This window comes from Enterococcus sp. BSD2780061688st2 D3 (genome assembly GCF_005844145.1).
Classification (GTDB): domain Bacteria; phylum Bacillota; class Bacilli; order Lactobacillales; family Enterococcaceae; genus Enterococcus_B; species Enterococcus_B durans.
The window spans coordinates 189,419-214,552 of sequence record NZ_SPHN01000003.1 but is presented as its reverse complement, the minus strand read 5'-3'; the positions used below and the strand labels follow the sequence as shown (position 1 = coordinate 214,552).

The 25,134-nt window shown below is 40.1% G+C and carries 25 protein-coding genes and 1 pseudogene; 21 read left to right on the top strand and 5 right to left on the bottom strand.

Annotated features, from left to right (window positions below):
* Window positions 1-30: 30 nt before the first annotated feature.
* From lysA to FGQ66_RS04390, 10 genes are all read left to right on the top strand, one after another.
* On the top strand, window positions 31-1,278 hold the full coding sequence (lysA, locus tag FGQ66_RS04440; RefSeq protein ID WP_113846299.1) for a diaminopimelate decarboxylase: 1,248 nt from the start codon (window positions 31-33) through the stop codon (window positions 1,276-1,278).
* A complete protein-coding gene (gene dapF / locus FGQ66_RS04435; RefSeq protein ID WP_081134027.1) occupies window positions 1,275-2,078 on the top strand; it encodes a diaminopimelate epimerase in 804 nt (267 codons plus the stop codon). Before lysA ends, dapF begins: the two co-directional genes overlap by 4 nt.
* A complete protein-coding gene (gene dapA, locus FGQ66_RS04430) occupies window positions 2,079-2,960 on the top strand; it encodes a 4-hydroxy-tetrahydrodipicolinate synthase (RefSeq protein ID WP_113846298.1) in 882 nt (293 codons plus the stop codon).
* Entirely contained in the window at window positions 2,957-3,661 is a 705-nt protein-coding gene (dapB, locus tag FGQ66_RS04425) for a 4-hydroxy-tetrahydrodipicolinate reductase (protein WP_113846297.1), read from the top strand. Before dapA ends, dapB begins: the two co-directional genes overlap by 4 nt.
* 16 nt (window positions 3,662-3,677) lie before the next feature.
* Window positions 3,678-4,373: a 2,3,4,5-tetrahydropyridine-2,6-dicarboxylate N-acetyltransferase gene (gene dapD / locus FGQ66_RS04420; RefSeq protein ID WP_138301799.1), complete on the top strand. Its 696-nt coding sequence runs from the start codon at window positions 3,678-3,680 to the stop codon at window positions 4,371-4,373.
* Between the two features lie 14 nt (window positions 4,374-4,387).
* The gene (locus FGQ66_RS04415) at window positions 4,388-5,389 is read left to right on the top strand and encodes an aspartate-semialdehyde dehydrogenase (protein ID WP_138301797.1); all 1,002 of its coding nucleotides are present in this window, start codon (window positions 4,388-4,390) and stop codon (window positions 5,387-5,389) included.
* Window positions 5,386-6,735 carry an aspartate kinase gene (locus FGQ66_RS04410; protein ID WP_113846294.1) on the top strand — a complete coding sequence of 450 codons (1,350 nt, stop codon included), beginning with the start codon at window positions 5,386-5,388 and terminating at the stop codon, window positions 6,733-6,735. Before FGQ66_RS04415 ends, FGQ66_RS04410 begins: the two co-directional genes overlap by 4 nt.
* The gene (locus FGQ66_RS04405) at window positions 6,695-7,795 is read left to right on the top strand and encodes a M20 metallopeptidase family protein (protein WP_113846293.1); all 1,101 of its coding nucleotides are present in this window, start codon (window positions 6,695-6,697) and stop codon (window positions 7,793-7,795) included. Before FGQ66_RS04410 ends, FGQ66_RS04405 begins: the two co-directional genes overlap by 41 nt.
* Before the next feature lie 27 nt (window positions 7,796-7,822).
* Complete coding sequence (locus tag FGQ66_RS04400) at window positions 7,823-8,986, top strand: pyridoxal phosphate-dependent aminotransferase (RefSeq protein WP_005879035.1); 1,164 nt, start codon at window positions 7,823-7,825, stop codon at window positions 8,984-8,986.
* A gap of 378 nt (window positions 8,987-9,364) precedes the next feature.
* Window positions 9,365-10,744, top strand: a complete 1,380-nt coding sequence (locus FGQ66_RS04390; RefSeq protein WP_113846291.1) for an FAD-dependent oxidoreductase — start codon at window positions 9,365-9,367, stop codon at window positions 10,742-10,744.
* 218 nt (window positions 10,745-10,962) lie between these two features.
* Here FGQ66_RS04390 and FGQ66_RS04385 read toward each other — a convergent pair whose 3' ends face one another.
* From FGQ66_RS04385 to FGQ66_RS04375, 3 genes are all read right to left on the bottom strand, one after another.
* A complete protein-coding gene (locus FGQ66_RS04385; RefSeq protein ID WP_227644991.1) occupies window positions 10,963-11,217 on the bottom strand; it encodes a hypothetical protein in 255 nt (84 codons plus the stop codon).
* A 61-nt stretch (window positions 11,218-11,278) separates the two neighbouring features.
* The gene (locus FGQ66_RS04380; RefSeq protein ID WP_113846290.1) at window positions 11,279-11,773 is read right to left on the bottom strand and encodes a hypothetical protein; all 495 of its coding nucleotides are present in this window, start codon (window positions 11,771-11,773) and stop codon (window positions 11,279-11,281) included.
* Window positions 11,736-13,127: a Y-family DNA polymerase gene (locus FGQ66_RS04375; protein WP_113846289.1), complete on the bottom strand. Its 1,392-nt coding sequence runs from the start codon at window positions 13,125-13,127 to the stop codon at window positions 11,736-11,738. The genes FGQ66_RS04380 and FGQ66_RS04375 overlap by 38 nt, the downstream gene beginning before the upstream one ends.
* A 393-nt stretch (window positions 13,128-13,520) precedes the next feature.
* Between FGQ66_RS04375 and FGQ66_RS15105 the strand changes: the two genes are divergently transcribed.
* The 9 genes from FGQ66_RS15105 (at window position 13,521) to FGQ66_RS04335 (ending at window position 21,866) form a co-directional block, all read left to right on the top strand.
* The gene (locus tag FGQ66_RS15105; RefSeq protein ID WP_005879022.1) at window positions 13,521-13,697 is read left to right on the top strand and encodes a hypothetical protein; all 177 of its coding nucleotides are present in this window, start codon (window positions 13,521-13,523) and stop codon (window positions 13,695-13,697) included.
* 529 nt (window positions 13,698-14,226) lie between these two features.
* Window positions 14,227-15,246 (top strand): 3-deoxy-7-phosphoheptulonate synthase, encoded by a 1,020-nt coding sequence (gene aroF / locus FGQ66_RS04370; protein WP_016177879.1) that lies wholly within the window; start codon window positions 14,227-14,229, stop codon window positions 15,244-15,246.
* 16 nt (window positions 15,247-15,262) lie between these two features.
* Window positions 15,263-16,327, top strand: a complete 1,065-nt coding sequence (aroB, locus tag FGQ66_RS04365) for a 3-dehydroquinate synthase (protein ID WP_005879020.1) — start codon at window positions 15,263-15,265, stop codon at window positions 16,325-16,327.
* Window positions 16,328-17,494 carry a chorismate synthase gene (gene aroC, locus FGQ66_RS04360; RefSeq protein WP_016177880.1) on the top strand — a complete coding sequence of 389 codons (1,167 nt, stop codon included), beginning with the start codon at window positions 16,328-16,330 and terminating at the stop codon, window positions 17,492-17,494.
* An 11-nt stretch (window positions 17,495-17,505) separates the two neighbouring features.
* Window positions 17,506-18,582 carry a prephenate dehydrogenase gene (locus tag FGQ66_RS04355; RefSeq protein WP_138301795.1) on the top strand — a complete coding sequence of 359 codons (1,077 nt, stop codon included), beginning with the start codon at window positions 17,506-17,508 and terminating at the stop codon, window positions 18,580-18,582.
* Window positions 18,583-18,586: 4 nt separating this feature from the next.
* The gene (aroA, locus tag FGQ66_RS04350) at window positions 18,587-19,873 is read left to right on the top strand and encodes a 3-phosphoshikimate 1-carboxyvinyltransferase (RefSeq protein WP_081134046.1); all 1,287 of its coding nucleotides are present in this window, start codon (window positions 18,587-18,589) and stop codon (window positions 19,871-19,873) included.
* Window positions 19,870-20,370, top strand: a complete 501-nt coding sequence (locus tag FGQ66_RS04345) for a shikimate kinase (RefSeq protein ID WP_104660416.1) — start codon at window positions 19,870-19,872, stop codon at window positions 20,368-20,370. The genes aroA and FGQ66_RS04345 overlap by 4 nt, the downstream gene beginning before the upstream one ends.
* 2 nt (window positions 20,371-20,372) lie before the next feature.
* The gene (pheA, locus tag FGQ66_RS04340; RefSeq protein ID WP_171024560.1) at window positions 20,373-21,230 is read left to right on the top strand and encodes a prephenate dehydratase; all 858 of its coding nucleotides are present in this window, start codon (window positions 20,373-20,375) and stop codon (window positions 21,228-21,230) included.
* A 123-nt stretch (window positions 21,231-21,353) separates the two neighbouring features.
* Complete coding sequence (locus tag FGQ66_RS04335) at window positions 21,354-21,866, top strand: type 1 glutamine amidotransferase domain-containing protein (RefSeq protein ID WP_005879014.1); 513 nt, start codon at window positions 21,354-21,356, stop codon at window positions 21,864-21,866.
* Window positions 21,867-22,158: 292 nt separating this feature from the next.
* Here the strand turns inward: FGQ66_RS04335 and FGQ66_RS04330 are convergent.
* Window positions 22,159-22,830: pseudogene (locus FGQ66_RS04330) on the bottom strand (ClpXP adapter SpxH family protein).
* A gap of 117 nt (window positions 22,831-22,947) precedes the next feature.
* Window positions 22,948-23,523 (bottom strand): CYTH domain-containing protein, encoded by a 576-nt coding sequence (locus FGQ66_RS04325; RefSeq protein ID WP_113846284.1) that lies wholly within the window; start codon window positions 23,521-23,523, stop codon window positions 22,948-22,950.
* Between the two features lie 130 nt (window positions 23,524-23,653).
* On the opposite strand from FGQ66_RS04325, the gene yjbM reads away from it, so the two are divergent.
* Window positions 23,654-24,358 (top strand): GTP diphosphokinase, encoded by a 705-nt coding sequence (gene yjbM, locus FGQ66_RS04320; protein WP_005879011.1) that lies wholly within the window; start codon window positions 23,654-23,656, stop codon window positions 24,356-24,358.
* Window positions 24,336-25,133, top strand: a complete 798-nt coding sequence (locus FGQ66_RS04315; RefSeq protein ID WP_005879010.1) for an NAD kinase — start codon at window positions 24,336-24,338, stop codon at window positions 25,131-25,133. Before yjbM ends, FGQ66_RS04315 begins: the two co-directional genes overlap by 23 nt.
* The last annotated feature ends 1 nt before the right edge of the window (window position 25,134 follow it).

Here is a 25,134-nt window from a genome sequence, read left to right as displayed (position 1 = left end):
AAAATCATTTTTGAAAAGAGGTAATCTTGCATGTCAGAATTAATGATCGGTGAAATTCCTGTAAGTCAATTAGTGGCAAAATATCAGACCCCCCTTTATGTGTATGATGAGAAAAAATTGGAAGATACAATAAAGGCGTTTAAGCAAGGGTTTCAATCAGATCATTTTAAGACCAAGATATTATATGCGTCAAAAGCATTCCAAACAGTTGAGATGTTAAAACTGATTGAAAAATATGATTTAGGCCTAGATGTAGTCAGCGGCGGTGAAATCTATACGGCATTACGAGCGGAGTTTCCAGTAGAAGAGATTTATTTTCATGGGAATAATAAAACACCAGATGAATTGCGTTTTGCTATAGAAAATGGAATAAATCATTTCATTGCGGACAATGAAATGGAAGTGGAGTTATTAGATGCTTTAAGCCAAGAATACAACAAAAAAATCCATGTCATGATCCGGCTAAATGTTGGGATCGAAGCCCACACCCATGAATACATTGTGACTGCTCATATCGATTCTAAATTCGGTATGCTGTATGAAAGTGAAGCTTGCCAAAAGGCATTGAACATCATTCAAGACAGTGAACAGCTTCTCTTGGAAGGGTTTCATGCACATATTGGTTCTCAAATTTTTGAAATGTCTGCATGGTTAGCTGAAATCGATAAACTGGTTAGTTATTTACAGGATTTTGATGACGTCCTTTCATTGAATCTTGGTGGTGGATTTGGCATACGTTATACAGAAAATGATGCACCATTACCGATCGAAAAATCAGTACAGGAGTTAGTCAGTTATACAGAAGAGGCGTTGAAAAAACAAGGACAAACCATTCAGCAACTGATGATCGAGCCAGGAAGAAGTATTGTGGGTGAGGCAGGGACGACGTTATATACTGTTGGATTTATCAAAGAAACACCGCATAAAAAATACTATTTTGTCGATGGCGGGATGACAGACAATATCCGCCCAGCACTTTATCAAGCTGAATATACCTGTGATCTTGCCACAAAGTTGCAGTCTGAAAAAAGCGAAAAGGTAACAGTTGCAGGAAAAATGTGTGAATCTGGGGATGTAGTGATCCAAGAAACCTATTTACCTGTGGCAGAACCAGGCGATATTCTAGCTGTTTATGCAACAGGCGCTTATGGTTACTCCATGAGTAGCAATTACAATAGAGCACTTACTCCAGCAGTGGTGTTTGTCAAAGACGGTGTATCGAAGATCGTGGTGCGCAGACAATCCTACGCAGATTTGTTAAGGAGTGAAGTGTTATGATGATCTACAAATATAATGGTTGCGGCAATGATTTTATTCTGCTTGATTACGATGGTGTCACTGACTATAGCCAATTAGCTATCCAATTGTGTGGCAAAGAAAATTTCGATACAGATGGATTGATTGCCGTGAAAACTGAACCGCTTGAAATGATTTATTACAATAAAGACGGTAGTCGTGCGCCTATGTGTGGGAATGGTATCCGTTGCTTCTCGCGTTATGTTCGCGACCAAGGTATCATTCAAGCATCACAGTTCGATGTACACACATTAGCGGGGATCATCAAAGTCGAAATTTTAAATCAGGATCCTTTTTATTGTGAAGCAATGATTGGCAGCCCAGATTATTCAACGGATAAATTAGCGGTGGAACAGGAAGAACCAATCATTGATCAAGAGTTGACGATTCACCAAAAAGGTATCAAGATCACCAGTTTATTTATGGGGACGATCCATACTGTAGTATTTGTTGAAGATGCACTAGCAGAGTTGACACGTGATGTAGGAGAGCAAATTTGTCATCATCCTTTATTCAAAGAGAAAACGAACGTCAACTTTGTCCAAGTTTTGAATAGCGAGGAACTGATTGTACGTACCTACGAACGGGGCGTTGGTTGGACACTTGCGTGTGGCACAGGTTGTTGTGCAGCTTATGTAGTAGCAAAAGATCATGGTTATCTTTCTGAGCCCAAGGCGACTGTCCACTTGGAACTAGGCGATTTAATTATTTCAGGAGAGAAGCAGATCAAGATGAAGGGGCCAGCTGTTCGGGAATGGTCAAGAGAATGGGAGGAAAATTAAGTGATAGAAGGATCAATCGTGGCGCTGATTACGCCAATGGATGAACAGGGTGAAGTTGATTACGATGGGTTGGAAAGACTAATTACATTTCATCTTTCAGAAAAAACGGATGCTTTACTTGTATTAGGGACAACGGGCGAATCCTCGACACTTTCTTCAGAGGAGGAAGAGGAGATTCTACGGTTCACAGTTGAGAAAGTCAATGGCAAAGTTCCTGTGATCGCAGGAGCTGGAACAAATGCAACAAAAAAAACGATTGAACGTGTGAACCGCTTTGCCGAACTAGGGGCGGATCAAGTCTTAGTGATTACTCCTTACTACAACAAAACAAGTGATGCTGGCTTACTTGCTCATTTTACTGCGATTGCAGATCGATCTCCAGTCCCAATCATCTTATACAATGTACCTTCCAGAACGGGAATGACGATCCCCATCCAAGTTTTAGAAAGGTTAGCAAAACATCCAAAAATCATTGGAATCAAAGAAGCGTCTGGCGATATTTCATATGTAATGGCTGTCGCCCGATTATTGAACGAAACCTTTGTACTTTATAGCGGAAATGACGATATGATCTTACCTGTGTTAAGTGTAGGGGGAAGTGGAGTCATCAGTGTGTGGGCAAACATAAAGCCTAAGCAAGTCCATGATCTGGTCAGTGCCTTTAACAATGGAAATATTGAAAAAGCTCAAGCAATCCAATTAGAAGCGTTGCCATTGATCCATGCGTTATTCAGTGAAACAAATCCGATCCCTGTAAAAGCAGCAATGGAGATACTCGGATTACCAGCAGGTCCTTTACGCTTGCCGCTTGTTTCTTTGGCAGAAGAAAAAAAGGAACAGCTTGCACGATTACTAGAACCGAAAGGAAGTGAGAAAGAATGAAAATCGGGGTCATCGGGGATGGCAAAATGGGAAAAAGAATCCAAGAAGTCGTTCAAACTTACGGAGATGAAGCCGTAACACTTACTTCTTCATTAACTGGAACAGAAGCGTTCGTATTTACTGAAGAACCGGAAATCATGATTGACTTCTCTCATCCAGACAACCTAGAGCAGCTGCTTACCTATAGCCTGCAAAAAAAGCTTCCGTTAGTGATTGGCACAACCGGGTATAGCTCGGAACAGTTTCAAAAAATCCAGCAAGCAGGGCAAGATATTCCTGTTTTATATAGTTCGAATTTTTCTTTAGGTGTTTTAGTCATGAATCAGATAGTCCAACAAGCAACAGCGGCGTTAAAGAACTGGCAGATCGAGTTGATCGAAAAACACCATAGTCAAAAAAAAGATGCTCCCTCTGGTACTGCAAAGACACTGATCGAAAGCATCCAAGAAGTGAGAAAGCTTACCCCAGTCTATAGTTTGGAAAAACAGCCAAGAAATGACGATGAAATCGGCGTCCATAGTATCCGCGTGGGCTCATTACCTGGTGAACATGAAGTATTATTTGCTACGACTGATGAAGTATTGAGTATCAAACATGAGGCTTTTTCAAATCGTATTTTTGCCGATGGAGCGGTAAATGCAGCAATTTGGTTGAAGGATCAACCAGCAGGATGGTATCAATTGAAAGATATGTTAGCGTAAGGGAGTGGATCAGAAAATGGATGCTCAGGAGATTATTCGTTTTATTCAAACTGCGGAAAAAAAAACACCCGTGAAGGTATTTTTAAATGTGACAGAACCAATCACTTTTGGTCAAGCGAAGGTATTCGGACAAGGAAATACTCAAATCGTATTTGGTGATTATGATGAAATTGCACCAGTCTTAGAAAAAGAGGCAGATAAAATCCTCGAAATCGAGATTGAACAGACTGCCCGAAATAGTGCAGTCCCATTGCTAGATAGTAAAACGATCAATGCCCGTATTGAGCCAGGGGCGATCATTAGAGATCAGGTGACCATTGGTGATCATGTGGTGATCATGATGGGAGCTGTTATAAACATCGGGGCAGAGATTGGCGAAAAGACAATGATAGATATGGGAGCAATACTAGGAGGCCGAGCAATCGTTGGAAAAAACTGTCATATCGGTGCTGGAGCTGTTTTAGCTGGGGTGATCGAACCAGCTTCAGCTCAACCAGTCATTGTGGAAGATGGTGTACTTGTAGGAGCAAACGCAGTGGTCGTCGAAGGTGTTCGAATCGGCAAAAATGCGGTGGTAGCTGCCGGAGCAGTTGTATTAGAAGACGTAGAACCAGATACGGTCGTTGGAGGAACACCTGCTCGTGTATTGAAAATCAAAGACGACAAAACTAGAGAAAATACTGCATTGATCGATGCACTACGTGAGTTATAGAAAGGATGAGAAACATGCGCAAAATAGATACCTGTGTAGTTGGAGCGACTGGTCTAGTCGGCCAAACAATGTTGAAAGTTTTAGAAGAATATGATTTTCCGGTAGGGCGTCTCAAGCTGTTAGCTTCGAAACGTTCTGCAGGAAGAGTCTGTGTATTTAAGGGGAAAGAATATACAGTCGAAGAACTGACTAAGACTTCATTTGAAGGGTATGGTTTAGCGCTATTTTCAGCTGGAGCAGGAGTTTCTCAAACTTTTGGTCCCATTGCACGAGAACAAGGGTTGGTCGTAATAGATAATTCTTCAGCTTGGCGAGAAGACCCAGAGATCCCATTGATCGTACCAGAAGTAAACTTAGAAGATCATCGCTTGAACAAGTTGATTGCTAATCCCAATTGTTCAACGATCCAATCTGTTTTACCTTTAAAAGCACTACAACAAACGTTTGGTATTACGCGAGTGAACTATTCGACTTATCAAGCAGTGTCAGGTTCTGGTCAAAAAGGGATCGAAGATTTACATCGGACACAAAAAGGAGAAGAACCTCTTCTTTATCCTTATGACATTAGTCAAACTGCTCTGCCAGAAATTGATGTGGCGTTAGAGAATGGATATACCAAAGAAGAACAGAAAATGATCAATGAAACCCGAAAAATCCTACACCAACCGGATCTTCCAGTTTCAGCTACCTGTGTGCGGGTGCCTATTGAAACAGGACATGGCGTTTCGATTGCGGTTGAACTAGAAAAAAACTTTACACTTGCTGAAGTTCGCCAATGTCTACAGAATTTTTCGGGCATAAAAGTCATTGATGATTTACCCGCTCACCGTTATCCCACAAGCATTTTAGCGAAAGGGACAGATGAGGTCTATGTGGGGAGAATACGTCAGGATATGGCATCAGAAAATGGCCTTCTTCTTTATACCGTAGCCGATAACATCCGAAAAGGTGCAGCTGCGAATGCTGTTCAGATTGCTAAAGCACTGCTAACGGAAATGACGGAGGGGCAGGAATGAAAGTAGCTAAATTTGGTGGTTCGTCGATGTCCAACGAAGAACAATTTAGAAAAGTAAAATCAATCATTCTATCTGATCCAAAAAGAGAAGTAATCGTGGTTTCTGCTTTAGGGAAGCGAACGAATGAAGATGACAAAGTAACTGATCTATTGTATTTGATCCATGCGTATCTCCAACATGATGTGGATTGGACGCCACTTTGGAAACGAATCTGTGATCGTTTTATTCAGGTAAGAAATCTATTGGAGTTGACTTTTCCAATTGAAAAAGAGTTGTCTGCGATCCAGACAAGGTTGCAGAATGAAAAAGTTTCTCAAGATTATCTGGTTAGTCGTGGAGAGTATCTGACAGCACAGCTAATGGCAGAATATCTCCATTACACATTTGTGGATGCAAAAGAAGTGATCTTCTTTGATTATGAAGGAGAAATCGACTACGAAAAAACGACTCAGGCAATTCGTTCATTTTATGAACAGCAAACGACCCTAGTGGTTCCAGGTTTTTATGGGGCAAACCCATTTGGAAAAGAAAAACTATTGGGGCGTGGCGGAAGTGATATCACAGGAGCTGTGTTGGCTAAAGCATTGGATGCTGAAAGCTATGAGAATTGGACAGACGTCTCGGGAATCATGATGGCAGATCCGCGAATCATCGATTCTCCGAAAGTCATTGAAGAAATTTCTTTTAGAGAATTAAGAGAAATGGCGTATATGGGAGCAAACGTCTTACATGAAGCAGCTGTTTTTCCAGTTCAGGAAGCAGATATTCCGATCCAAATCAAAAACACCAATGAACCAGAAGCCAAAGGAACAAGGATATCCAACCATGAAGTAGAAAAAGAAAATGGGCTGACAGGGATTGCAGGACGTAAAGATTTTCTTTCGATTACTCTATTCAAGAGACATATGTCAGATGAAATCGGCTTTATCTGGAAGGCGATGAGTATTTTTGCCAACTATGGTATCTCGATTGAGCATATCCCATCTGGAATCGATAATATCGGTGTTGTTGTGTCTGCTGAAGCAATCGCCGATAAATTGTTTTTGATCACAAAAGAACTAAAAGAAAAATTAGGGGTAGAAGAAATCGAAATCATTGATGAGTTGGCTTTGATTTCCGTTGTCGGAGGACCGCATAAAGAGTTGATCGGATTATCAGGGAAAGTATTATCGATCTTGAATCAACTGGGTATCCGCACATCGATTTTATCGCAAGGGGCACAGGAATTGAACCTGATCATAGGAGTTGCAAACGATCAGTATGAAACAGTGGTAAAAGGAATTTATGAAGGGATGGTGACTGCTCATGTTAGCGAAACATCGGATGGCATTACATCAAATTCCTGAAATCGGTTTTCATGAATTCAAAACAAAAAAATATCTGTACGAACAGGTCAAAAATAGCGGAGGTGTGCTCCATGAAATCGGAGAAACAGGATTGCTGCTTTATTTTGACAATCATCAACAAGAAACGATTGCCTTTCGTACAGATATCGACGCATTACCCATCAAAGAAGAAACGGATCTGCCATTTGCTTCGACGCATGAAGGATTCATGCATGCATGTGGTCATGATGGACATATGGCAATGTTATTGGGGTTAACAGACTATGTGTCACAACATGTGGATGAATTATTGTACAACGTTGTATTGATTTTCCAACCTTCAGAAGAAATTTCAGGGGGAGCAGAAAGTGTGATCCAAACTGGGTTACTGGATCATTATCAAGTCAAAGCGATCTTTGGCTTTCATCTATGGCCGGGATTACCGGAAGGAGAAGTGTATTCACGAGCGGGTGCTTTCATGGCTCAAAGCAGTGAAACAGATATTATCATTAAAGGAAAGTCCGCACATATTGCTTCCAGTGAGAAGGGCATCGATAGTATTGAAAATGCCGTACGTTTCATGAAAGAAGTGTATGATTTTGATCAGAGCTTGCCTACGGATCTCTACCATTTGCTGAAATTCGGACAAATAACCGGGGGAACCATCCGTAATGTGCTTGCAAATGAAGTGGTCATTTCTGGAAGTATCCGTTCTTACAGTCGAAAAACACAACGCTTTTTAAAAGATCAATTAGCTGATTTAGCCGAAAATTTTCAAAAAAAATCAAATGTGGCAATCCATTTCCGTTATAATGATGGATATCCAGCTGTTAACAATGATGCAAAATTGTATGCAGCATTAGCCCATTCAGAAAAATTGCATGAGCTTGAGAAGCCAGTTTTACAGGCAGAAGATTTTGGTGTATATACCGAAAAATACCCTTGTGTGTTTTTCTTTCTAGGGGTAGGAGATACACCAGCACTTCATGATGCTCAGTTTGATTTCAATATGGCAGTTTTAGAAAAAGGTGTGGCTTGGTATAAAACGATTCTTGAAACAAAGGAACTATTGACCAAGTAGCAACAGCGACAAAGAGGAGAGAACCAAATGAATATGACCAACCGCTTTAATCCGCGACTTAAGACCGTGGAAATTTCAAAAATCAGAAATTTCGATCAACAAATTTCTTCGATCCCTGGTATCATCAAACTGACTTTAGGTGAACCGGATTTTTCTACACCCGAACATGTGAAACAAGCCGGTATCACTGCAATTGAAGAAAATTATTCACACTACACTGGAATGAGAGGACTGCCAGAACTTTGTGAAGCAGCGTGTGCATTTCAGAAAAAACGTTACGGTTTGGACTATGATCCCCAAACAGAAGTATTGACGACTGTGGGAGCTACTGAAGCGATCGCAGCTTCCTTGTTAGCCGTCTTAGAAGAAGGCGATAAGGTGTTGATACCAGCACCGGCTTATCCAGGATATAAACCAATGGTCGATCTAGCAGGAGCGGAATTGATCACGTTAGATACATCAGAAACGGGTTTTATCTGCCAACCAGAACAGTTAGAGGCAGCATTTGAAACTTATGGTGAGTCGATCAAAGCAATCATTTTGAATTACCCTAGTAATCCAACAGGAACATTATTATCTGCGGAACAAATGATCAAACTAGCTGAAGTAATCAAACAACATCCCGTATTTGTCATTAGTGATGAAGTGTATTCAGAATTGAATTATGTGAGTGACCATGTTTCTATGGCGACATATCTACCAGAACAGACTATCGTCATCAATGGGTTATCTAAATCTCATGCGATGACTGGTTGGCGGATTGGTTTCATCTTCGCTCAAAAATATTTGATCGACGAAATCATCAAAGTCCATCAATACCTTGTTACTTCTGCTACAACAAATTCGCAAAAAGCAGCGGTTGAAGCCTTAACAGCAGGAATGAATGACGGGGCAAAAATGAAAGAACGCTACGTGGAGAGAAGAGATTATCTCTTAAAAGAACTGACTCCTTTAGGGTTTCATATTTCACAACCAGATGGTGCATTTTACTTGTTTTGCAAGTTGCCAGAAACAATTACGCTTAATTCTTGGGACTTTTGTTTACAATTGGCAGAAAAAGGGAAAGTGGCTTGTATTCCAGGTTCTGCATTTGGTCCAGAAGGAGAAGGCTTTATCCGGATTTCTTACGCCAGCAGTATGGCTCAACTAGAAGAAGCTTGCCGACGTATCCGTACTTTTTTAGGTAAATAATCTACCAAGTAAAGAGGTTGGGACAAAACTAAAAATCAGTTTTGCCACAGACTCTCGAATAAACGGTGAGAGCAGAAGCAACTCCTTCGGAAATAAGCCGAAATTCACAAAAATTTGAAAAGCAATTTTCGTTAATTTCTTCTTATTTCTCGGAGTTAAACACTTCTGTCCCAACCTCTGTTGATCGTGAAATCGTCTTGATTTTAGGGTCAACGGGTTATTTGCGTTTACCACTACTAAATCGGGGGCATCGATGTACTAAATGTTTTTTTAATTGAGTTTCATGTGGAACGCATTTCTTTTGATTTATAAAAAACGGAGTGTTATGTTTGAATTGTTTAGAATAATTCTAAATAATTGAACAAGGAGGTTTCATCAATGGAAAAAACTAAAGTTATCATTGTCGGTGCATCACACGGAGGACATCAATCAATCTTAGAATTGTTATCTAGGTATGGAGAAGATGTCGATATTACTTTATTTGAAGCGGGTGATTACGTTTCATTCATGTCATGTGGAATGGAATTATATTTAGAAGATCAAGTAACAGATGTCAATGACGTACGAAATTTCAGACCAGAAAACTTTCCACAATCAAATGTTCATATTTTAAACAATCATCAAGTGACAGTAATCAATGCAGATAAAAAAACTGTGTCAGTGGTTCGTTCATCAGATGATCAAACAAAAGACTATGCATACGATAAATTGATTTTAAGCTCAGGTGTGACACCAAATTCATTGCCTGTTCCAGGAACTGATTTAGAAAACGTATACTTAATGCGTGGCTACGATTGGGCAACGAAAATCAAAGCAAAATTAACCGATCCGAACGTGAAGAAAGTTGCGGTAATCGGTGCTGGCTATATCGGGATCGAAGCAGCAGAAGCTTTTTGTAAAGCAGGCAAAGAAGTGACTCTATTAGATGTGATCGATCGTCCATTAGGCACTTATTTAGATAAAGAAATGACAGATATTTTAGAAGACCATCTAAAAGAAAAAGGAATCAACGTGGTAACTGGGGCGAAAATCAATGCGTTTACTGGTGAAGGTCAAGTAGCTGCTATCCAGACAGAACAAGCAGAGATCGCCACAGACCTCGTCATTCAAGCAGCTGGTGTCAAAGCCAATACGGAGTGGTTAAAAGGAGTAGTCGATCTAGACGAGCGTGGATGGATCATTACGGACGAGTATCTTCAAACAAATCTGCCAGATGTTTATGCAGTTGGAGATGCAACATTGGCTTACTCTGTTCCTGCACGTACAAAAATGCCAATTGCTTTAGCAACAGTAGCAAGAAGAGAAGCCCGCTATGTCGTTCAGCATTTGTTTGAAAAAGTGCCAAACAAACCGTTTGGTGGCGTTGTTGGCTCCTCTGCATTAAGTGTGTTTGATTATCATTTTGCTGCTAGCGGATTGAATAGTTTTACAGCATCAAAAGCAGGAGTCGCTATCCGTTCTTCTTACTATGAAGATACCTTACGTCCAAAATATGTTCCTGAAAAATTTGGCAATCCAAAAGTATCTGTCCAATTGTTCTTTGATCCTATGACACATCAAATCCTTGGTGGTGCCGTCTTATCCACTTATGATGTCACAGCCCAAGGAAACGTTTTGGCTTTGGCTATCCAACAAAAACTAACGATCGAGGATCTAGCGGAAGCAGATTTCTTCTTCCAACCAGGTTTTGATCGCCAATGGAGCGTGCTTAATTTAGCAGCCCAACAAGCTTTAGGAGAAGAACCATTTGTTGAGTAGCTTAAAAAATTAGATTTTTTTCAAAGAAGCGCATTCAATAAAAAAGTACAGAAGTTGCTAGACTTCAAGAACTACGAAGAGATTTTTAATTGAGGAAGAGGATGAGACAAGAGTGAGGTTACTTTTGTTTCATCCTCTTTGACTAAAAAAACCGATTAAGTCGCCTTATAAAGCTGGATGTTAATGAAATGTGTGGTAGCTTCTATCCATTACTCGATTCAGCTGTGTTCGTTTTCCAAATGTAAAATATCTTCCCAAAATTGAAAATATTGATCCGTCAACTGGATTTCTAGGACATCTGTCCAAGAAATAAATTGTTCCTCTAACATGAAGCCTTTTTCTGTGAGATTTGGTTGGACAAACCCATGATATGTTTGTCCATTTTTACAGTGGACAATGATGAGTTGCTTGGCTATAAAAGTAGTAATGACAATAGTTTCAAAATGTTTATCAGCAGTTTTCAATAGAATCACTTCTTTCTAAAAAATGGGAGGAAATGGATAATGATAAGCAATGAAGGGATAAATAAAAAATTCACTCCTCTTCAGGGAATTGTTGATAAAATTCATCTTTGATCTGTTCCAATTCTTGGATGTTCTGTTTTGAGTATAAGGATGGTTGTATGGATGCATCGTCAGAAAAAGCGACCGTGAACCATTTTTCCTCCTCTTTTTTCTCAATATGACGAATATCTGACCAGTAGATCTTCGTATCTTCAAGAACCAAGTAATCATCGTAAGCTTCACCAGTAAATGTGCCTTCAATATTTTCTAGGTATCTGCCAAATTCATCTTTTGTGTTTCGTTGAAGGGTGATTTTTTTATGGTAAAGAAAAGATTCTAATAGTACGGCATCGATTTCCTCACGAGACATCGGAGTTAGCGGCTGGATTTCTTTGATAGCCCATGCTTCGTTTTTTTTGATCCCACTCATCAGTTCATCCATTGCAAATGCTGTGCCCCATTTCAATCCAAAAGGGCGGTCGCGGTATTCATTGTAATCGAGAAATTCCTTTTTCGTTCGACGCATGACCTTCACCTTCTATACCGGCTAATCCACCTGCATGCCCACCTACAAGAGAACTTCGCGCAATTGCTCGACCACCTTCTAACAAGCTATGGGCATGGACGATCGATCTGAATCCATACTTCTGCCGGATCTTATCTACAACAAAATCGATTTTTGCATTTGCGACTTGCACTTCAGGTTCATCAAATAAATTTAATTGTAAGCTGTCTGTGTGGACCAAATGGGAGCAATTCACGCCAATACTTCGAATGTCTTGCCGGCGATAATGTTTGTGAAAGAGGTCCAACAAGACAGCCGCTAATCGTTGACTTGAATTTGTCGCTTCGACGGTGGTTTGTTGATGAAATCCTGTCTTGCCTTGGCTATCTTTATACCCCAAAGAAAATCCTACCCAGAGACTAACGACTTGCGCTTTTACATGTTCGCGACGCAATCGGGTACCTACTTGATCCGCCATTTCTTTGATGACGATCTCGATTTCTTCTTGACGCGTGTAGTCACGATTTAAAATTTGACTGTTGCCGATACTTTTCGATTTAGGCACATATTTTTCTCCTAAAAAACTTCGATCGATTCCCCAAGCATGTGCAAACAGTTGCGTACCGATGACTCCCATATTTTCTTTTAGCCGATAATAGTCGGAATGTGCCAAGTCGTAAATCGAAGTGATACCCATACGGTTGAGGCGTTTAGCTGTTCGGCGACCGATCCCCCAAAAATCGATCAGTGATGGGATGTGCCAAACCTTATTTGCCACATCTTCGTAGCGCCATTCAGCGATTCGCTCTGGGTTATCTTTGGCTCCGTTATCTAGAGCTAACTTTGCGAGCAATGGATTATCACCGATACCGACAGTCGTGTAGATACCAGTTTGCTGATAAACATCCTCACAGATGATTTTTGCTAGATCCCAAGCATTTTTTACTTTAAAAAGTTTCAGACTATTCGTGACATCAAGAAAACTTTCATCAACGGAGTAGACGTGATGGTTCGATTCATCTGCATAAGTTTTGTAGATGGCATTGATTTGTTGATTTTTTTTCATGTAATAGGCCATTCTCGGCGGTGCAATATATAAATCACGCGGATAGGGGAAAGGCAGATCTCTTGCTCTGCTGATATTTGTGATACCATAGGCTTTTTTTGCAGCCGGACTAGAGGCTAAAATCAATCCGCTTCCTCGCTCTTCTAAGCGATCAGACGGATAAGACATAACAACAAGTTTGGCCGTTAAAGGATCTAAGTTACGCTCTACACATTCAACAGAAGCGTAGAAAGATTTGCAATCAATGCAAAGGATATCCCTGGAAGGTTCTTTTGTATAATCAAATTTAGGGTTTTGATTTTTAAACATAACAGTCACCTCTCATTAGTAATTAGAACACATGTTCGCATTTTATGTCAATGGAAAAATCACATAACTTAGTTCTAAAAATAGTCATTCTTTTGAAGAAATGTTTTGTTTATGATTGCTGATAGAAATGAAAAGCGCTATACTAGCGGTAATAAATAGAAGAAAAATGATCATTTCATGGAAAAGTGTTAAATGAAAAGTTATTTTTACTTTTGCCTTAGATATTGCCAATGAGCATGAAATCGATTCGACAGGGATGCTGAATGCCTCAAATGTGAATGAGTTGTAAAAGAATCCATTGAGCTGGCTAAAGAAATTTAATTTTTTTTCGACTGGATTTACAGAAAAGTTATTGAAAATAGAGTTGATTACTAAAGAAATGAGGGAAAACAAATGTATATGCTGAATATTGGAACGAAAGATGCGATGTTAGCCGTTGCTATTATTATTATTCTCGGATTGACGATTTTTTATCATTGGTCGGTAGCGGCATTTATTATTACTGAATGTACTGTATGTTTTGCTTTTTGGGCGGGAAGTAGAAAACAAGATAAAAGGTTAGAAAAGTAACTATAAACAAATAGTGAAAAGGATCAAAATATACGAAGGTTTGCAGCTGGATTTGTTCGTATATTCTCTAGATTGAAAAATAAAAAAGAAAATCATGAAAAAGATATTGACATCTTTCAGAAACAAATCTATACTAAGTTCAATCTTAAATCAGTTTGGAGCGGTTTTTTATGAAAATGACCCTATGTACACAACTGAATAATTATTACTTTAGCTATTTTAGATAGGTTTGTATTCATGAGGTTATGGGTACAAACATCAGCGCTTGTTTGTATCTATGATGGCTAAGGATGTTTGAGATGACTTGCTCGCCGCATAGATGAAAAATCTATAGTGGCTTTTTTCTTTGATTTATTCATGGCCCACTGTAGATTTTCTACGGTGGGCTTTTTTAATACATAAAGGAGGAGCAAAGAGAAGCGAACATGTAGGTCGTTAGAAAGCAAACTGAATATCTATCGATTCTATTGAATAAAAAAGCCATGAAGCAATTGTAAACTAAAAAATAAAGAGCAGAGGATGTTATTTTATGATTTTGATTATTAAACCAGGTATCAAAGAAAATGAGTTACTACCCGTTATTTCACGTATTAAAGAAGAGGGGCTAGATGTCCAAATCAATCATGGAAAAGATCGCTTTGTTCTAGGACTTTTAGGCGATCCAAAAGTTATCCATGATGTTCCTTTTGAAAGATACGACATTGTGGAACGAGCAGTACCTATCTCAAACACGTATAAATTAACTTCACGTGAATTTCATCCACAAGATACGATCGTTGATGTGGACGGGGTCAAAATCGGTGACGGTAGTTTTGTGACAATGGCTGGACCTTGTTCCGTTGAAGGAGAAGAACAAATCATGGAAACGGCACGCATGGCAAAAGCTGGTGGTGCAAAAATTTTACGTGGTGGTGCATACAAACCAAGAACTTCACCTTACGCTTTCCAAGGATTGGGTGTAGAAGGATTGAAGATGATGCGTAAAGCAGCGGATCATTACGGTATGAAAGTCATCACCGAAGTAATGGATGAAGCACATATCGACGTTGTTTGCGAATACGCAGACATCATTCAGATTGGTGCCCGCAACATGCAAAACTTCCGTTTGTTAGAGGCTGTTGGTAAAACAGGTAAACCAATTGGCTTGAAACGAGGAATTTCAGGTACAATTGAAGAGTGGTTAAATGCAGCAGAATACATTGCTGTCCAAAATAATTTCAACGTCATCTTCATTGAACGTGGTATCCGTACTTACGAGCGTGCGACGCGAAATACCTTTGACTTGAGCGCTGTCCCAATCATCAAAAAATTAAGCCACTTCCCGATCATTGTTGATCCAAGTCACGGTACAGGGGTTTGGGATCTTGTTTCTCCAATGGCTAGAGCTGGTGTCGCAAGTGGTGCTGATGGAATGATCGTAGAGATCCATCCAGATCCTCTTCATGCTTGGTCAGATGGACAACAATCATTGAATGAAAAGAACTACTTGAAGATGATGAAGGAAGTAGATATTTTAGTGGAAGCAATGAAAGAGATCAACGCTTTATAGAAAAGAGGAGCGGAAAATGTTAGAAGTTGTCTTACCAGAAAAAAGCTATGAGATTGTCATTAAGCGAAATTCTCTCGAACAAATCTCCGAATGGATCGGTGGTTTATGGGGAAATAAAAAAATTGCTATCATCAGCGATACAAATGTATTTCCGATTTATGGAGAACAGATTCAAAAACAATTGGAAGCAACCTATGAAGTAGTCCACTATGTGGTACCGGCTGGTGAAAAAAGTAAATCCCTTGAAATGGCAGCTGTGCTCTATGATTTTCTAGCGGAAGAACAATTCACTAGAAGTGATGGGATCATCGCATTAGGGGGAGGCGTAGTCGGCGATCTAGCTGGCTTCGTCGCATCTACTTATATGCGGGGGATCGCCTTTGTCCAAATACCGACTTCTTTGTTGGCACAAGTTGACTCCAGTATCGGTGGAAAAACAGCAGTGAATGGACCAAAAGCGAAGAATATGATCGGGACATTTGCGCAGCCAGATGGGGTGCTGATTGATCCAGAAACATTGCAGACACTTCCTGAAAAACGAATCCAAGAAGGCATTGCAGAAATCATCAAGTGTGGAGCAATCAGTGATAAAAGTTTATGGGATGATTTAGCTGCTTATACAGGTATCGCTGATTTAGTGGCACATAGTGAAGCGGTCATTGAAAAAGCTTTACGTGTAAAGAAAAAAGTAGTTGAAGAAGATCAATATGATAATGGCAGTCGTTTGCTACTAAACTTTGGACATACGATTGGTCATGCCATCGAGAATACCGCGGGATATGGGAAAATCAGCCATGGAGAAGCGGTAGCAATCGGGATGGTCCAAATCAGTCGGAAAGCAGAAGCAAGACGAGAAATGCCAGAAGGAATCACCGCACAAATCATTGCAATGAATCAAAAATATCATTTACCGACTGCTTATACACCTTGGCAAGAAGATGAATTGTTCCAAGCAATCACACATGATAAAAAAGCACGTGGACAAAATTTGAAAATCATTTTATTAGAGAAGATCGGTCAAGCGAAGGTGCAGACGATACCAATCAAAGAGATGAACGACTATTTAAAAGAAGGTGATTAGATGCGTTACTTAACTGCAGGAGAGTCTCATGGACCACAACTAACTGCGATTATCGAAGGTGTGCCAGCTGGTCTGGCGATATCAGTCGACCAAATCAATCAGGAACTTGCAAGACGTCAAGGAGGATACGGCCGAGGCGGGCGAATGAAGATCGAGAAAGATCAAGTACAACTTACGTCAGGTATCCGTCATGGCAAAACATTGGGTTCTCCCATCACGATGATCGTTGAGAATCGCGATTGGAAAAATTGGCAAACGGTGATGTCTGTAGAACCGGTTTCTGAGAAAGATGAACAATTACGTCGTGTGGCAAAACCACGTCCAGGGCATGCAGATCTAGTTGGTGGTATGAAATACCAACATCGTGATCTTAGAAATGTATTGGAACGTTCTTCTGCCAGAGAGACAACGATGCGTGTCGCTATTGGGGCTTTGTCGAAGCAGCTTTTAGCCGCACTGGATATCGAGATTGCGAGTCATGTTGCTGTTTTGGGCGGGATCAAGGCAGAAGTACCGATGACACTTTCGGTCGCTGAAATCAAAGAAAAAACAGCGATATCAGAAGTCAACATGGTTGATTTGACCATTGAGGACCAAGTCAAAACACTGATTGATGAAACCAAGAAAGCTGGAGACACTTTAGGTGGTATTGTAGAAGTTCGAGTGGAGAACGTACCAGCTGGGTTAGGCAGCTATGTCCAATGGGATAAAAAACTAGATGGGAAATTAGCACAAGCGATGTTAAGTATCAATGCATTTAAAGGGGTAGAGTTTGGGATCGGTTTCGAGTCGGCTTTTCGTCCAGGATCAAAAGTGATGGATGAAATCACGTGGAATCAAACAAACGGCTATCAAAGAGCAAGCAATCACTTAGGTGGCTTTGAAGGTGGGATGACTAACGGAGAGCAGATCATTGTTCGAGGAGTCATGAAGCCTATCCCGACTTTGTACAAACCATTGATGAGTGTGGATATTGATACAAAAGAACCTTATAAAGCAAGCGTTGAACGTTCGGATAGCACAGCTGTCCCAGCAGCATCCGTGGTTGCAGAACACGTGATTGCTACAACTTTAGCTATGGAAATACTCGACCATTTTCCGGCAGATAATCTAACTGAGCTGAAAAAGGCAGTTAATGACCATCGACAAATGATCCAAGAATTTTAATGGAGGCAACCATGAAAAAAGTATTGGTAATAGGGTTAGGATTGATCGGTGCATCATTGTGCCGGGCAATCAAAGGGCCCAATGTCACTCTTTACGGCTGGGATTATTCAGAGGAAACAAGGGAAATAGCCAAAGAAGTCCAACTAGTGGATCAGGTCGTTTCTGGGATTGAAGTAGCAAGTGAGATGGATATCATCTTGCTGGCTGTACCTGTTCAAGTCAGTCTGGAATATCTGAAAATATTGGCAAATCTTCCTCTTAAAAATTCGGTGTTAGTGAGTGATACAGGAAGCACGAAAGCAAAAGTAATGGAATTAGCAAAAGACTTACCATTTACATTTATTGGTGGCCATCCAATGGCGGGGTCGCATAAGTCCGGTGTTCGAGCGGGCAACCCTAATTTGTTTGAAGAAGCATATTATATCTTTACGAATGACCTTGAGAGTGATCGTATTGACGAATTAAAAGAGCTTCTGCAGCCAACGAGAGCGAAGTTTGTCGACTTGGATGCTTCTAGCCATGATGAAATCGTTGGCGTATTGAGTCATCTACCACATATCGTTGCAGCTGGCTTAGTGCAGGCATGTGAAACGCTAAGTCAAAAATATCCACGTGCTTCGCAACTTGCAGCTGGCGGTTTTAAAGATATTACTCGGATTGCCTCTTCTGATCCTAAGATGTGGACAGATATTTTGATCACGAATCAAGAGATTTTATTGAAATTGCTGGAAAACTGGCAAATATCTATGGGAAATCTGAAAAATGAATTAGCAGCTAATAATCAGCAAGCTGTTTATGATTTTTTTACACAAGCAAAACAGACCAGGGATCATCTACCACAGAAAAAACAAGGAGCAATCCCTGCCTTTTATGATCTGTACGTCGATATCCCCGATATCGCTGGGGCAGTAGCAAAAGTCACTACTTCTTTGAGTCATGCAAGCATTTCGATCATCAATTTAAAGATCCAGGAAACAAGGGAAGATGTTTTTGGCGTATTAGAATTGTCATTTAAAAATCAAGCCGACTTGCTAAAAGGAAAAGCGTTGATAGAAGCAGAAAATTTTCATTGTCGGGTAAGGAGTTGAGTGAATGAAGTTATTGACCACAAAACATGGCATCAATGGGGAATTAACCATTCCTGCTGACAAATCGATTTCTCACCGCAGTATCATGTTTGGTGCGATTAGTCAGGGGCAAACAATCGTGAACAATTTCTTAAAAGCAGAGGATTGCTTGAGCACGATTGCTGTATTCAGACAATTGGGCGTCACCATCACAGAAAAAAATGAAAAGATCTATATTGATGGCAAAGGATTTAGCGGATTGACAGCCCCTGCTACTCGATTAGATGCAGGAAATTCAGGGACAACGATGCGTCTTGTCTTAGGCATCTTGGCAGGAAGTGACTTTACTTCTGAAATCGCTGGCGACGCTTCGTTAAATCGCCGTCCCATGGAACGTGTGATGAAACCACTTCGAGAGATGGGAGCTGAATTACAGGGAATCGAACATGCCGAGTTTCCGCCACTAAGAGTATCTGGTCATGCATTACATGGAATTGAGTACCAGATGCCGATTGCGAGTGCACAAGTAAAATCGGCCATTCTCTTTGCAGCGTTACAAGCAAAAGGGACAACGAAAATCATCGAGAAAGAAAAATCAAGGAATCATACAGAAGAAATGATCAAACAATTTGGTGGACAAATCGACATAGAGGACCGAGTGATCACTTTGAAAGGTGGACAAACTCTTAGCGGTCAAGAAGTAACAGTCCCAGGAGATATTTCTTCTGCTGCATTTTATCTAGTCGCTGCAAGTATCTTGCCAAACAGTGAAGTTATCCTTAAACAAGTCGGTATCAACCCGACACGTACAGGAATCATTGATGTGTTGAAACAAATGGGTGCAACAATCGAACAAATTCATGAAGATGAAAAAAATCAAGCTGCTGATCTGATCGTTCGTTCGGCTACATTGAATGCCTGTGAGATTAAAGGAGAAATCATTCCGCGATTGATCGATGAATTACCAGTCATCGCTTTAGCAGCAACTCAGGCAAATGGCACCACAATAATCAAAGATGCGCAGGAACTTAAAGTTAAAGAAACGAATCGGATCGATGCCACTGCCGCGGAACTAACGAAGATGGGTGCTTCGATCGAGGCGACAGATGACGGATTGATTATCCATGGCCCTACGCCTTTGCATGGGGCAAAAGTCGACAGTCATGGGGATCACAGAATCGGTATGATGTTGCAGATTGCAGCTTTATTGACAGAGGAACCTGTGGAGCTGGAAAATCCAGAAGCGGTAAATATTTCTTATCCAGCATTCTTTCAGGATCTTGCACAACTGATCAAGGAGGAGCAAGCATGACGGCTATTGTTTTGATTGGCTTCATGGGTGCTGGCAAGACGACAATCAGTAAAAAATTAGCCGCTTGCTTGGAGCAACCCGTGATCGACATGGATGAAGTGTTGGTGGCTCGTTTGGGGTGTTCTATCAATCATTATTTCACGGAGTTTGGTGAAGCAGCTTTTCGGGAGCAGGAGACCGCTTTATTAAAAGAAGCATTAAGTAATGATGCCATTATCGCAACTGGTGGTGGTGTGATCTTACAAAAAGAGAATCAAAAAGTATTGCAAGATCAGTTCGTGATCTATTTAAAAGGACAAGCAGAAATTCTGATCGACCGTATACGGCAAGACAAAGACAATATTCGTCCTTTGGCTGTAGAAAATAGCGATCAGAAGCTAAAAACGATATTGGCAACACGAGAAAAAATGTATGAAAAATTAGCAAAACTAACGATTGAGACAACTGCAAAAACGCCAGAAGAAATCGTAAAAGAAATCATAAAGCAGGTTGGATGATGATGAAAATCGGTTATTTAGGTCCGAAGGGATCATTTACTTATAGTGCAGTAACTAGCTATTTTAAAAATGGTGAGTGGATATCGTATGACTCGTTGATTGATTTGATCGATGCACAGCTGAATCAGGAAATAACTTATGCGATGGTGCCCATCGAAAATTCAATCGAAGGCTCTGTCCTGCCGACATTAGATCATGTCTATGAAACGTTGCCTTCTATTCAAGGGGAAATCATTCTTCCGATTCGTCAACAATTGATGGTTCACAAAGAGCGACAAAAAGAGTGGAGACAGACAAAAAAAATCTGTAGTCATCCCCAGGCGTTGGCACAGTCACAGCTTTTTCTAAGAACTCATTTTCCAAAAGTCGAGATCGAACAAGTTGGTTCAACCGCTCAAGGCGCGCAACAAGTAGCAAACCATCCTGAGCAAGCATTAGCGGCAATTGGCCCGTTATCTGCAGCAGAAGAGTTTGGACTCGTTGTCGTTCAAAAAGATATCCAGACGATCGTGAATAATGAAACTCGTTTTTGGCTACTTGGTTCAAAACCAAGCGCCTCAAATCTAGAGGCAGTCGATTATAAAGCAACGTTATTTGTTGATCTGCCAGAAAATCGTCCGGGGGCACTGTATCAGGTATTAGCTGTTTTCGCCCAGAAACAATTGAATTTGACAAAAATCGAATCTCGTCCGCAAAAAACGCAGTTAGGGGAATACTTTTTTGTGATCGACGTAGCAGTCAAAGCACAAGCAAAAGAATTACAAGAAGCGATAAGCTTACTCCAAGAGCAACAATTTCCAGTACATTTGATTGGTCAATACCCAGTGTATCAAATCAATCAAGTGAAACCAGCACAATAAACAAAGGACGATTCGGTCAGAATGCTTTATTACACCCTATTACTATTAGTATAAACAGATTAGTTGCACACTTTCTTCAATTCCTTTAGGCTTGAATTAAGCGATAAGAAAGGAAGAGGATAAATGACAAAAAAAGTTGCAGCAATCGTTACTGATTTGGTGGAAGATGTAGAATTATCATCACCAAAGGAAGCTTTGGAAAAAGCAGGTCATTCTGTTACTTTGATTGGATTTGAGGCAAATCAAACGATCAAAGGGAAAAAAGGAACTGAATTTACGATTGAAAAAAGCATCGATGAAGTGTCTCCTGAAGACTTTGACGCGCTATTGATACCAGGGGGATTTTCACCGGATCAACTACGAGCAGATCAACGATTCGTTGATTTTGTTTCTTATTTCTTAAAAAATGATCAACCATTATTTGCAATCTGTCACGCACCACAATTGTTCATCCAGACAGGCTTAACAAAAGGGCGTACGATGACTGCCTATGACACCGTTCGACCAGATATTGGTTATGCCGGAGCCGTAGTGAAAGATGAAGCAGTAGTAGTGGATAAACAATTAGTAACTAGTCGTAATCCAGATGATCTACCTGAATTTGATCGTACGATCGTTGAAATGTTAGCTAAGTAAGCGAAGAGTATTTCTCAACAAATTGAACCAAAATCTACAATAACGACAATAGTACAGAAATAGTCGACCAAGAATCTTGAATTAGAAACTTGGTCGATTTTTTTGTTTAAAAGAGTGTATTTGTAGCTAGAAATCAAGTGATGACAACTTGTGGGCACCCCATGATGATGTTCATTGCTTTTTTTCGTGTCATCACCTAAACAAGCGACTGGGAAACAAAATAAGCCATTTTTGAACAAAAAATAGACTACCACGAAAGGATCTTCGCAATAGTCTATTCAACACACAACTTTTAATTAGAAAGTAAATATAAATGGCTATTTCCTGAGTTTAATCGAGAAGCATTTGTATGTAAATGTTCACCATCGAAAACTTGATAAGAGTCATCTTTTGTTTTACAAATTTCTTTGATACGTCGAACGGTATTAGAACCTTCGATTAATACACCAAAGTCGTGTTCACAGGAGTAGTTATATACTACAGCTGAAGGATGCTTAGTGATTCCCATCTCACGAGCAATTTTTTGATCGGAGAAAAAGGCTTCTTTGACAAATTCTGATTGACGATCTTCTTTGAACATTTTTAGATCGCCTCCGATTTCGGCAAAGAGGGATTCAGCAAGCGCTGGAGAATATGGTAACTTTCTACAACCTACTGCTTCTTGCAATTTGATCAAGAACTGCCGTCCCTTTTTCTTTCCTTGGAACTATGCGGCTTTACAATCTAATGCAGCAGAGTAAGTCATTGAAAATAGTTGGTTCCGTTCGGTTAGATTTTTTTGAGAAATTCCGTTACTTTGCATGACATCCCCAATTGTCTGCAAATTAACTAGTGGAAGAAAGCGAAATTGCATCTTGTCTTTCGATTTTTTTCCGTATTCTTCGCCAATAAATTGTAACAATTGTTGTTCTAATTTAAAGCAGCGTTTCCCCAAAGGATTAACAAATAGATAAATTTCGATCATATGAATCTCCCCCAAAATAGATTCTATACAACTAGTGAATTCTTTCATTCACAACCTATAACTTAACAGAAAAATGATAAAAAATGAACTCAAGTGCCTTGTGAAAATGATAGAATTTTAATCTTTAGATTCAATCATGCGCTGGATCTTATTTTTTGCTGGACGATAAGGTAAAAAATGGGCTTCTAAAAACTGTTCAAAAGCTATTTTTCCAACAGTAGCGTCAGCGACCTCCAGTTCTAATTCAAAGTCATGTAGATTTTCTCCAAAGCTTTGGTCAATCGCTAAAAGACCTTCTGCTACTTTGAATTCTGCACGTTTAGTCGTTAATTTTCCAGTTTCGATCAATAGTTTTGGATCGATGTTTAATTCAGAAAGTTTCTGAAAGACAGCCCCTGATGTAGGTAGAACATGTTGATTCAAGTAGGAATCGACCTTTTCCATTGTCAATGTATCGGTTGTTTCAAGCCGACCTGCTACTTCAGGAGTTTTTAACGTATATTCTGCATATGTATCTAAAAGGCGGATACGCAGCCCACAATTTTTTTTCGCCAATTGAAAATCAGGTGTATCAAAATAAATATTTGTTTGGACGGTAAAATCTTTTGGTTCTAATTGATAGTGTTGGATCAACTGATTGTATTCTTTTTCAGTTAACATAGATTTATATTCGATCTCTAACATTTTAGACATATGTAACACTCCTTTTATCTATTCTGCCTAAAATTTCTTTTTTGGTCAATACAAAAAGGCGAGAGGTACAAAAAAACTACATTTATATGGTAAAATGAAAAAGAATGTTAATGAAGTAGAGGGATCAGCTATGGAACGAGACTGGGAAGAATTTTTAGCACCATATGAGCAAACAGTATCAGAATTAAAAGTAAAACTACGTGGGATCCGTAAACAATTCAGAGAACAGAATCGTCATGTTCCGATTGAATTTGTGACGGGAAGAGTGAAGCCGGTTGACAGCATCGTCACAAAATCACAGTTACGACATATCCCCATGGGACGTTTAGAAGAAGAAATGTCGGATATTGCTGGTTTGAGGATCATGTGTCAATTTGTTGAAGATATCCATCAAGTGGTAGAGATCATTCGTAATCGTAAAGACATGAAGGTTATCCAAGAAAGAGACTATATCACGAATAAAAAAGCAAGTGGCTATCGTTCTTATCATTTGGTCATCGAGTATCCAGTCCAATTGATCAGTGGCGAAAAGAAAATACTCGCTGAAATTCAAATTCGGACATTAGCAATGAATTTTTGGGCAACGATCGAACATTCATTAAACTATAAATACCAAGGCGTATTTCCAGAAGAAATGAGTGAACGACTTCAACGGGCGGCAGAAGCAGCCTACCAACTAGATGAAGAGATGTCGAATATACGAGAAGAAATCCAAGAGGCGCAACGCCTATTTTCTCATGGCAGAGGAAAATCGGATGATATCTATTATCGGACATTACTCACCAGAGAAAAGCTGAAAGAGGAGGCAAAAGATGAAGGTAGCGATCGTTCATAATCAAGAAAGCAAAACCTTAGAAGTAACTGAGCGATTGAAGCATCTTTTGGAACAAGCGGGGATCCAAACAGATGAACAACAGCCAGAGTTAGTGATCTCTGTTGGTGGAGATGGCACCTTACTATCGGCTTTTCATCGGTATACGCATCTGTTGAACGATGTCCGTTTTTTAGGTGTGCATACCGGACACTTGGGTTTTTATACCGATTGGCGAGATTACGAATTAGAAGAACTTGTGGACAGCTTGCAGACCAATCGTGAGCAGAGTGTCAGTTATCCCTTGTTGGATGTCCGTATCAGCTACGTAGATGACAAGCCAGATCAACATTATTTTGCGTTGAATGAGTCGACGATCAAGCGCTCCAATCGAACGATGGTAGCAGATGTCTACATTAAAAACGAACTTTTTGAAAGTTTTCGAGGAGACGGTCTAGCTGTTTCAACGCCTACTGGTTCAACAGCGTATAATAAAAGTATTGGTGGCGCTGTGATCCATCCAAGTATCAATGCCTTTCAATTAGCAGAAATTGCTTCATTGAACAACCGAGTGTTTCGAACATTAGGCTCACCGATGGTTATCGCACAGGATGAGTGGGTAGAAATAAAACTTGAAAATACAGAAGACTATCTTGTGACGGTCGATCAACTCGATATTGCAGAATCAAATATCCGTTCCATCTACTATCGAATCGCGAAAGAACGGATCCATTTTGCGTCGTATCGTCATATGCATTTTTGGCATCGTGTAAAAGATGCCTTTATTGGTGAGGGGTAGT

Bases quoted from the DNA above. Each gene is read 5' to 3' on its own strand.
- lysA (WP_113846299.1), top strand. From the start codon at position 31: ATGTCAGAATTAATGATCGGTGAAATTCCTGTAAGTCAATTAGTGGCA.
- dapF (WP_081134027.1), top strand. From the start codon at position 1,275: ATGATGATCTACAAATATAATGGTTGCGGCAATGATTTTATTCTGCTT.
- dapB (WP_113846297.1), top strand. From the start codon at position 2,957: ATGAAAATCGGGGTCATCGGGGATGGCAAAATGGGAAAAAGAATCCAA.
- dapD (WP_138301799.1), top strand. From the start codon at position 3,678: ATGGATGCTCAGGAGATTATTCGTTTTATTCAAACTGCGGAAAAAAAA.
- FGQ66_RS04415 (WP_138301797.1), top strand. From the start codon at position 4,388: ATGCGCAAAATAGATACCTGTGTAGTTGGAGCGACTGGTCTAGTCGGC.
- FGQ66_RS04410 (WP_113846294.1), top strand. From the start codon at position 5,386: ATGAAAGTAGCTAAATTTGGTGGTTCGTCGATGTCCAACGAAGAACAA.
- FGQ66_RS04405 (WP_113846293.1), top strand. From the start codon at position 6,695: ATGTTAGCGAAACATCGGATGGCATTACATCAAATTCCTGAAATCGGT.
- FGQ66_RS04400 (WP_005879035.1), top strand. From the start codon at position 7,823: ATGAATATGACCAACCGCTTTAATCCGCGACTTAAGACCGTGGAAATT.
- FGQ66_RS04390 (WP_113846291.1), top strand. From the start codon at position 9,365: ATGGAAAAAACTAAAGTTATCATTGTCGGTGCATCACACGGAGGACAT.
- FGQ66_RS04380 (WP_113846290.1), bottom strand. From the start codon at position 11,773: ATGCGTCGAACGAAAAAGGAATTTCTCGATTACAATGAATACCGCGAC.
- FGQ66_RS04375 (WP_113846289.1), bottom strand. From the start codon at position 13,127: ATGTTTAAAAATCAAAACCCTAAATTTGATTATACAAAAGAACCTTCC.
- FGQ66_RS15105 (WP_005879022.1), top strand. From the start codon at position 13,521: ATGTATATGCTGAATATTGGAACGAAAGATGCGATGTTAGCCGTTGCT.
- aroF (WP_016177879.1), top strand. From the start codon at position 14,227: ATGATTTTGATTATTAAACCAGGTATCAAAGAAAATGAGTTACTACCC.
- aroB (WP_005879020.1), top strand. From the start codon at position 15,263: ATGTTAGAAGTTGTCTTACCAGAAAAAAGCTATGAGATTGTCATTAAG.
- aroC (WP_016177880.1), top strand. From the start codon at position 16,328: ATGCGTTACTTAACTGCAGGAGAGTCTCATGGACCACAACTAACTGCG.
- FGQ66_RS04355 (WP_138301795.1), top strand. From the start codon at position 17,506: ATGAAAAAAGTATTGGTAATAGGGTTAGGATTGATCGGTGCATCATTG.
- aroA (WP_081134046.1), top strand. From the start codon at position 18,587: ATGAAGTTATTGACCACAAAACATGGCATCAATGGGGAATTAACCATT.
- FGQ66_RS04345 (WP_104660416.1), top strand. From the start codon at position 19,870: ATGACGGCTATTGTTTTGATTGGCTTCATGGGTGCTGGCAAGACGACA.
- pheA (WP_171024560.1), top strand. From the start codon at position 20,373: ATGAAAATCGGTTATTTAGGTCCGAAGGGATCATTTACTTATAGTGCA.
- FGQ66_RS04335 (WP_005879014.1), top strand. From the start codon at position 21,354: ATGACAAAAAAAGTTGCAGCAATCGTTACTGATTTGGTGGAAGATGTA.
- FGQ66_RS04325 (WP_113846284.1), bottom strand. From the start codon at position 23,523: ATGTCTAAAATGTTAGAGATCGAATATAAATCTATGTTAACTGAAAAA.
- yjbM (WP_005879011.1), top strand. From the start codon at position 23,654: ATGGAACGAGACTGGGAAGAATTTTTAGCACCATATGAGCAAACAGTA.
- FGQ66_RS04315 (WP_005879010.1), top strand. From the start codon at position 24,336: ATGAAGGTAGCGATCGTTCATAATCAAGAAAGCAAAACCTTAGAAGTA.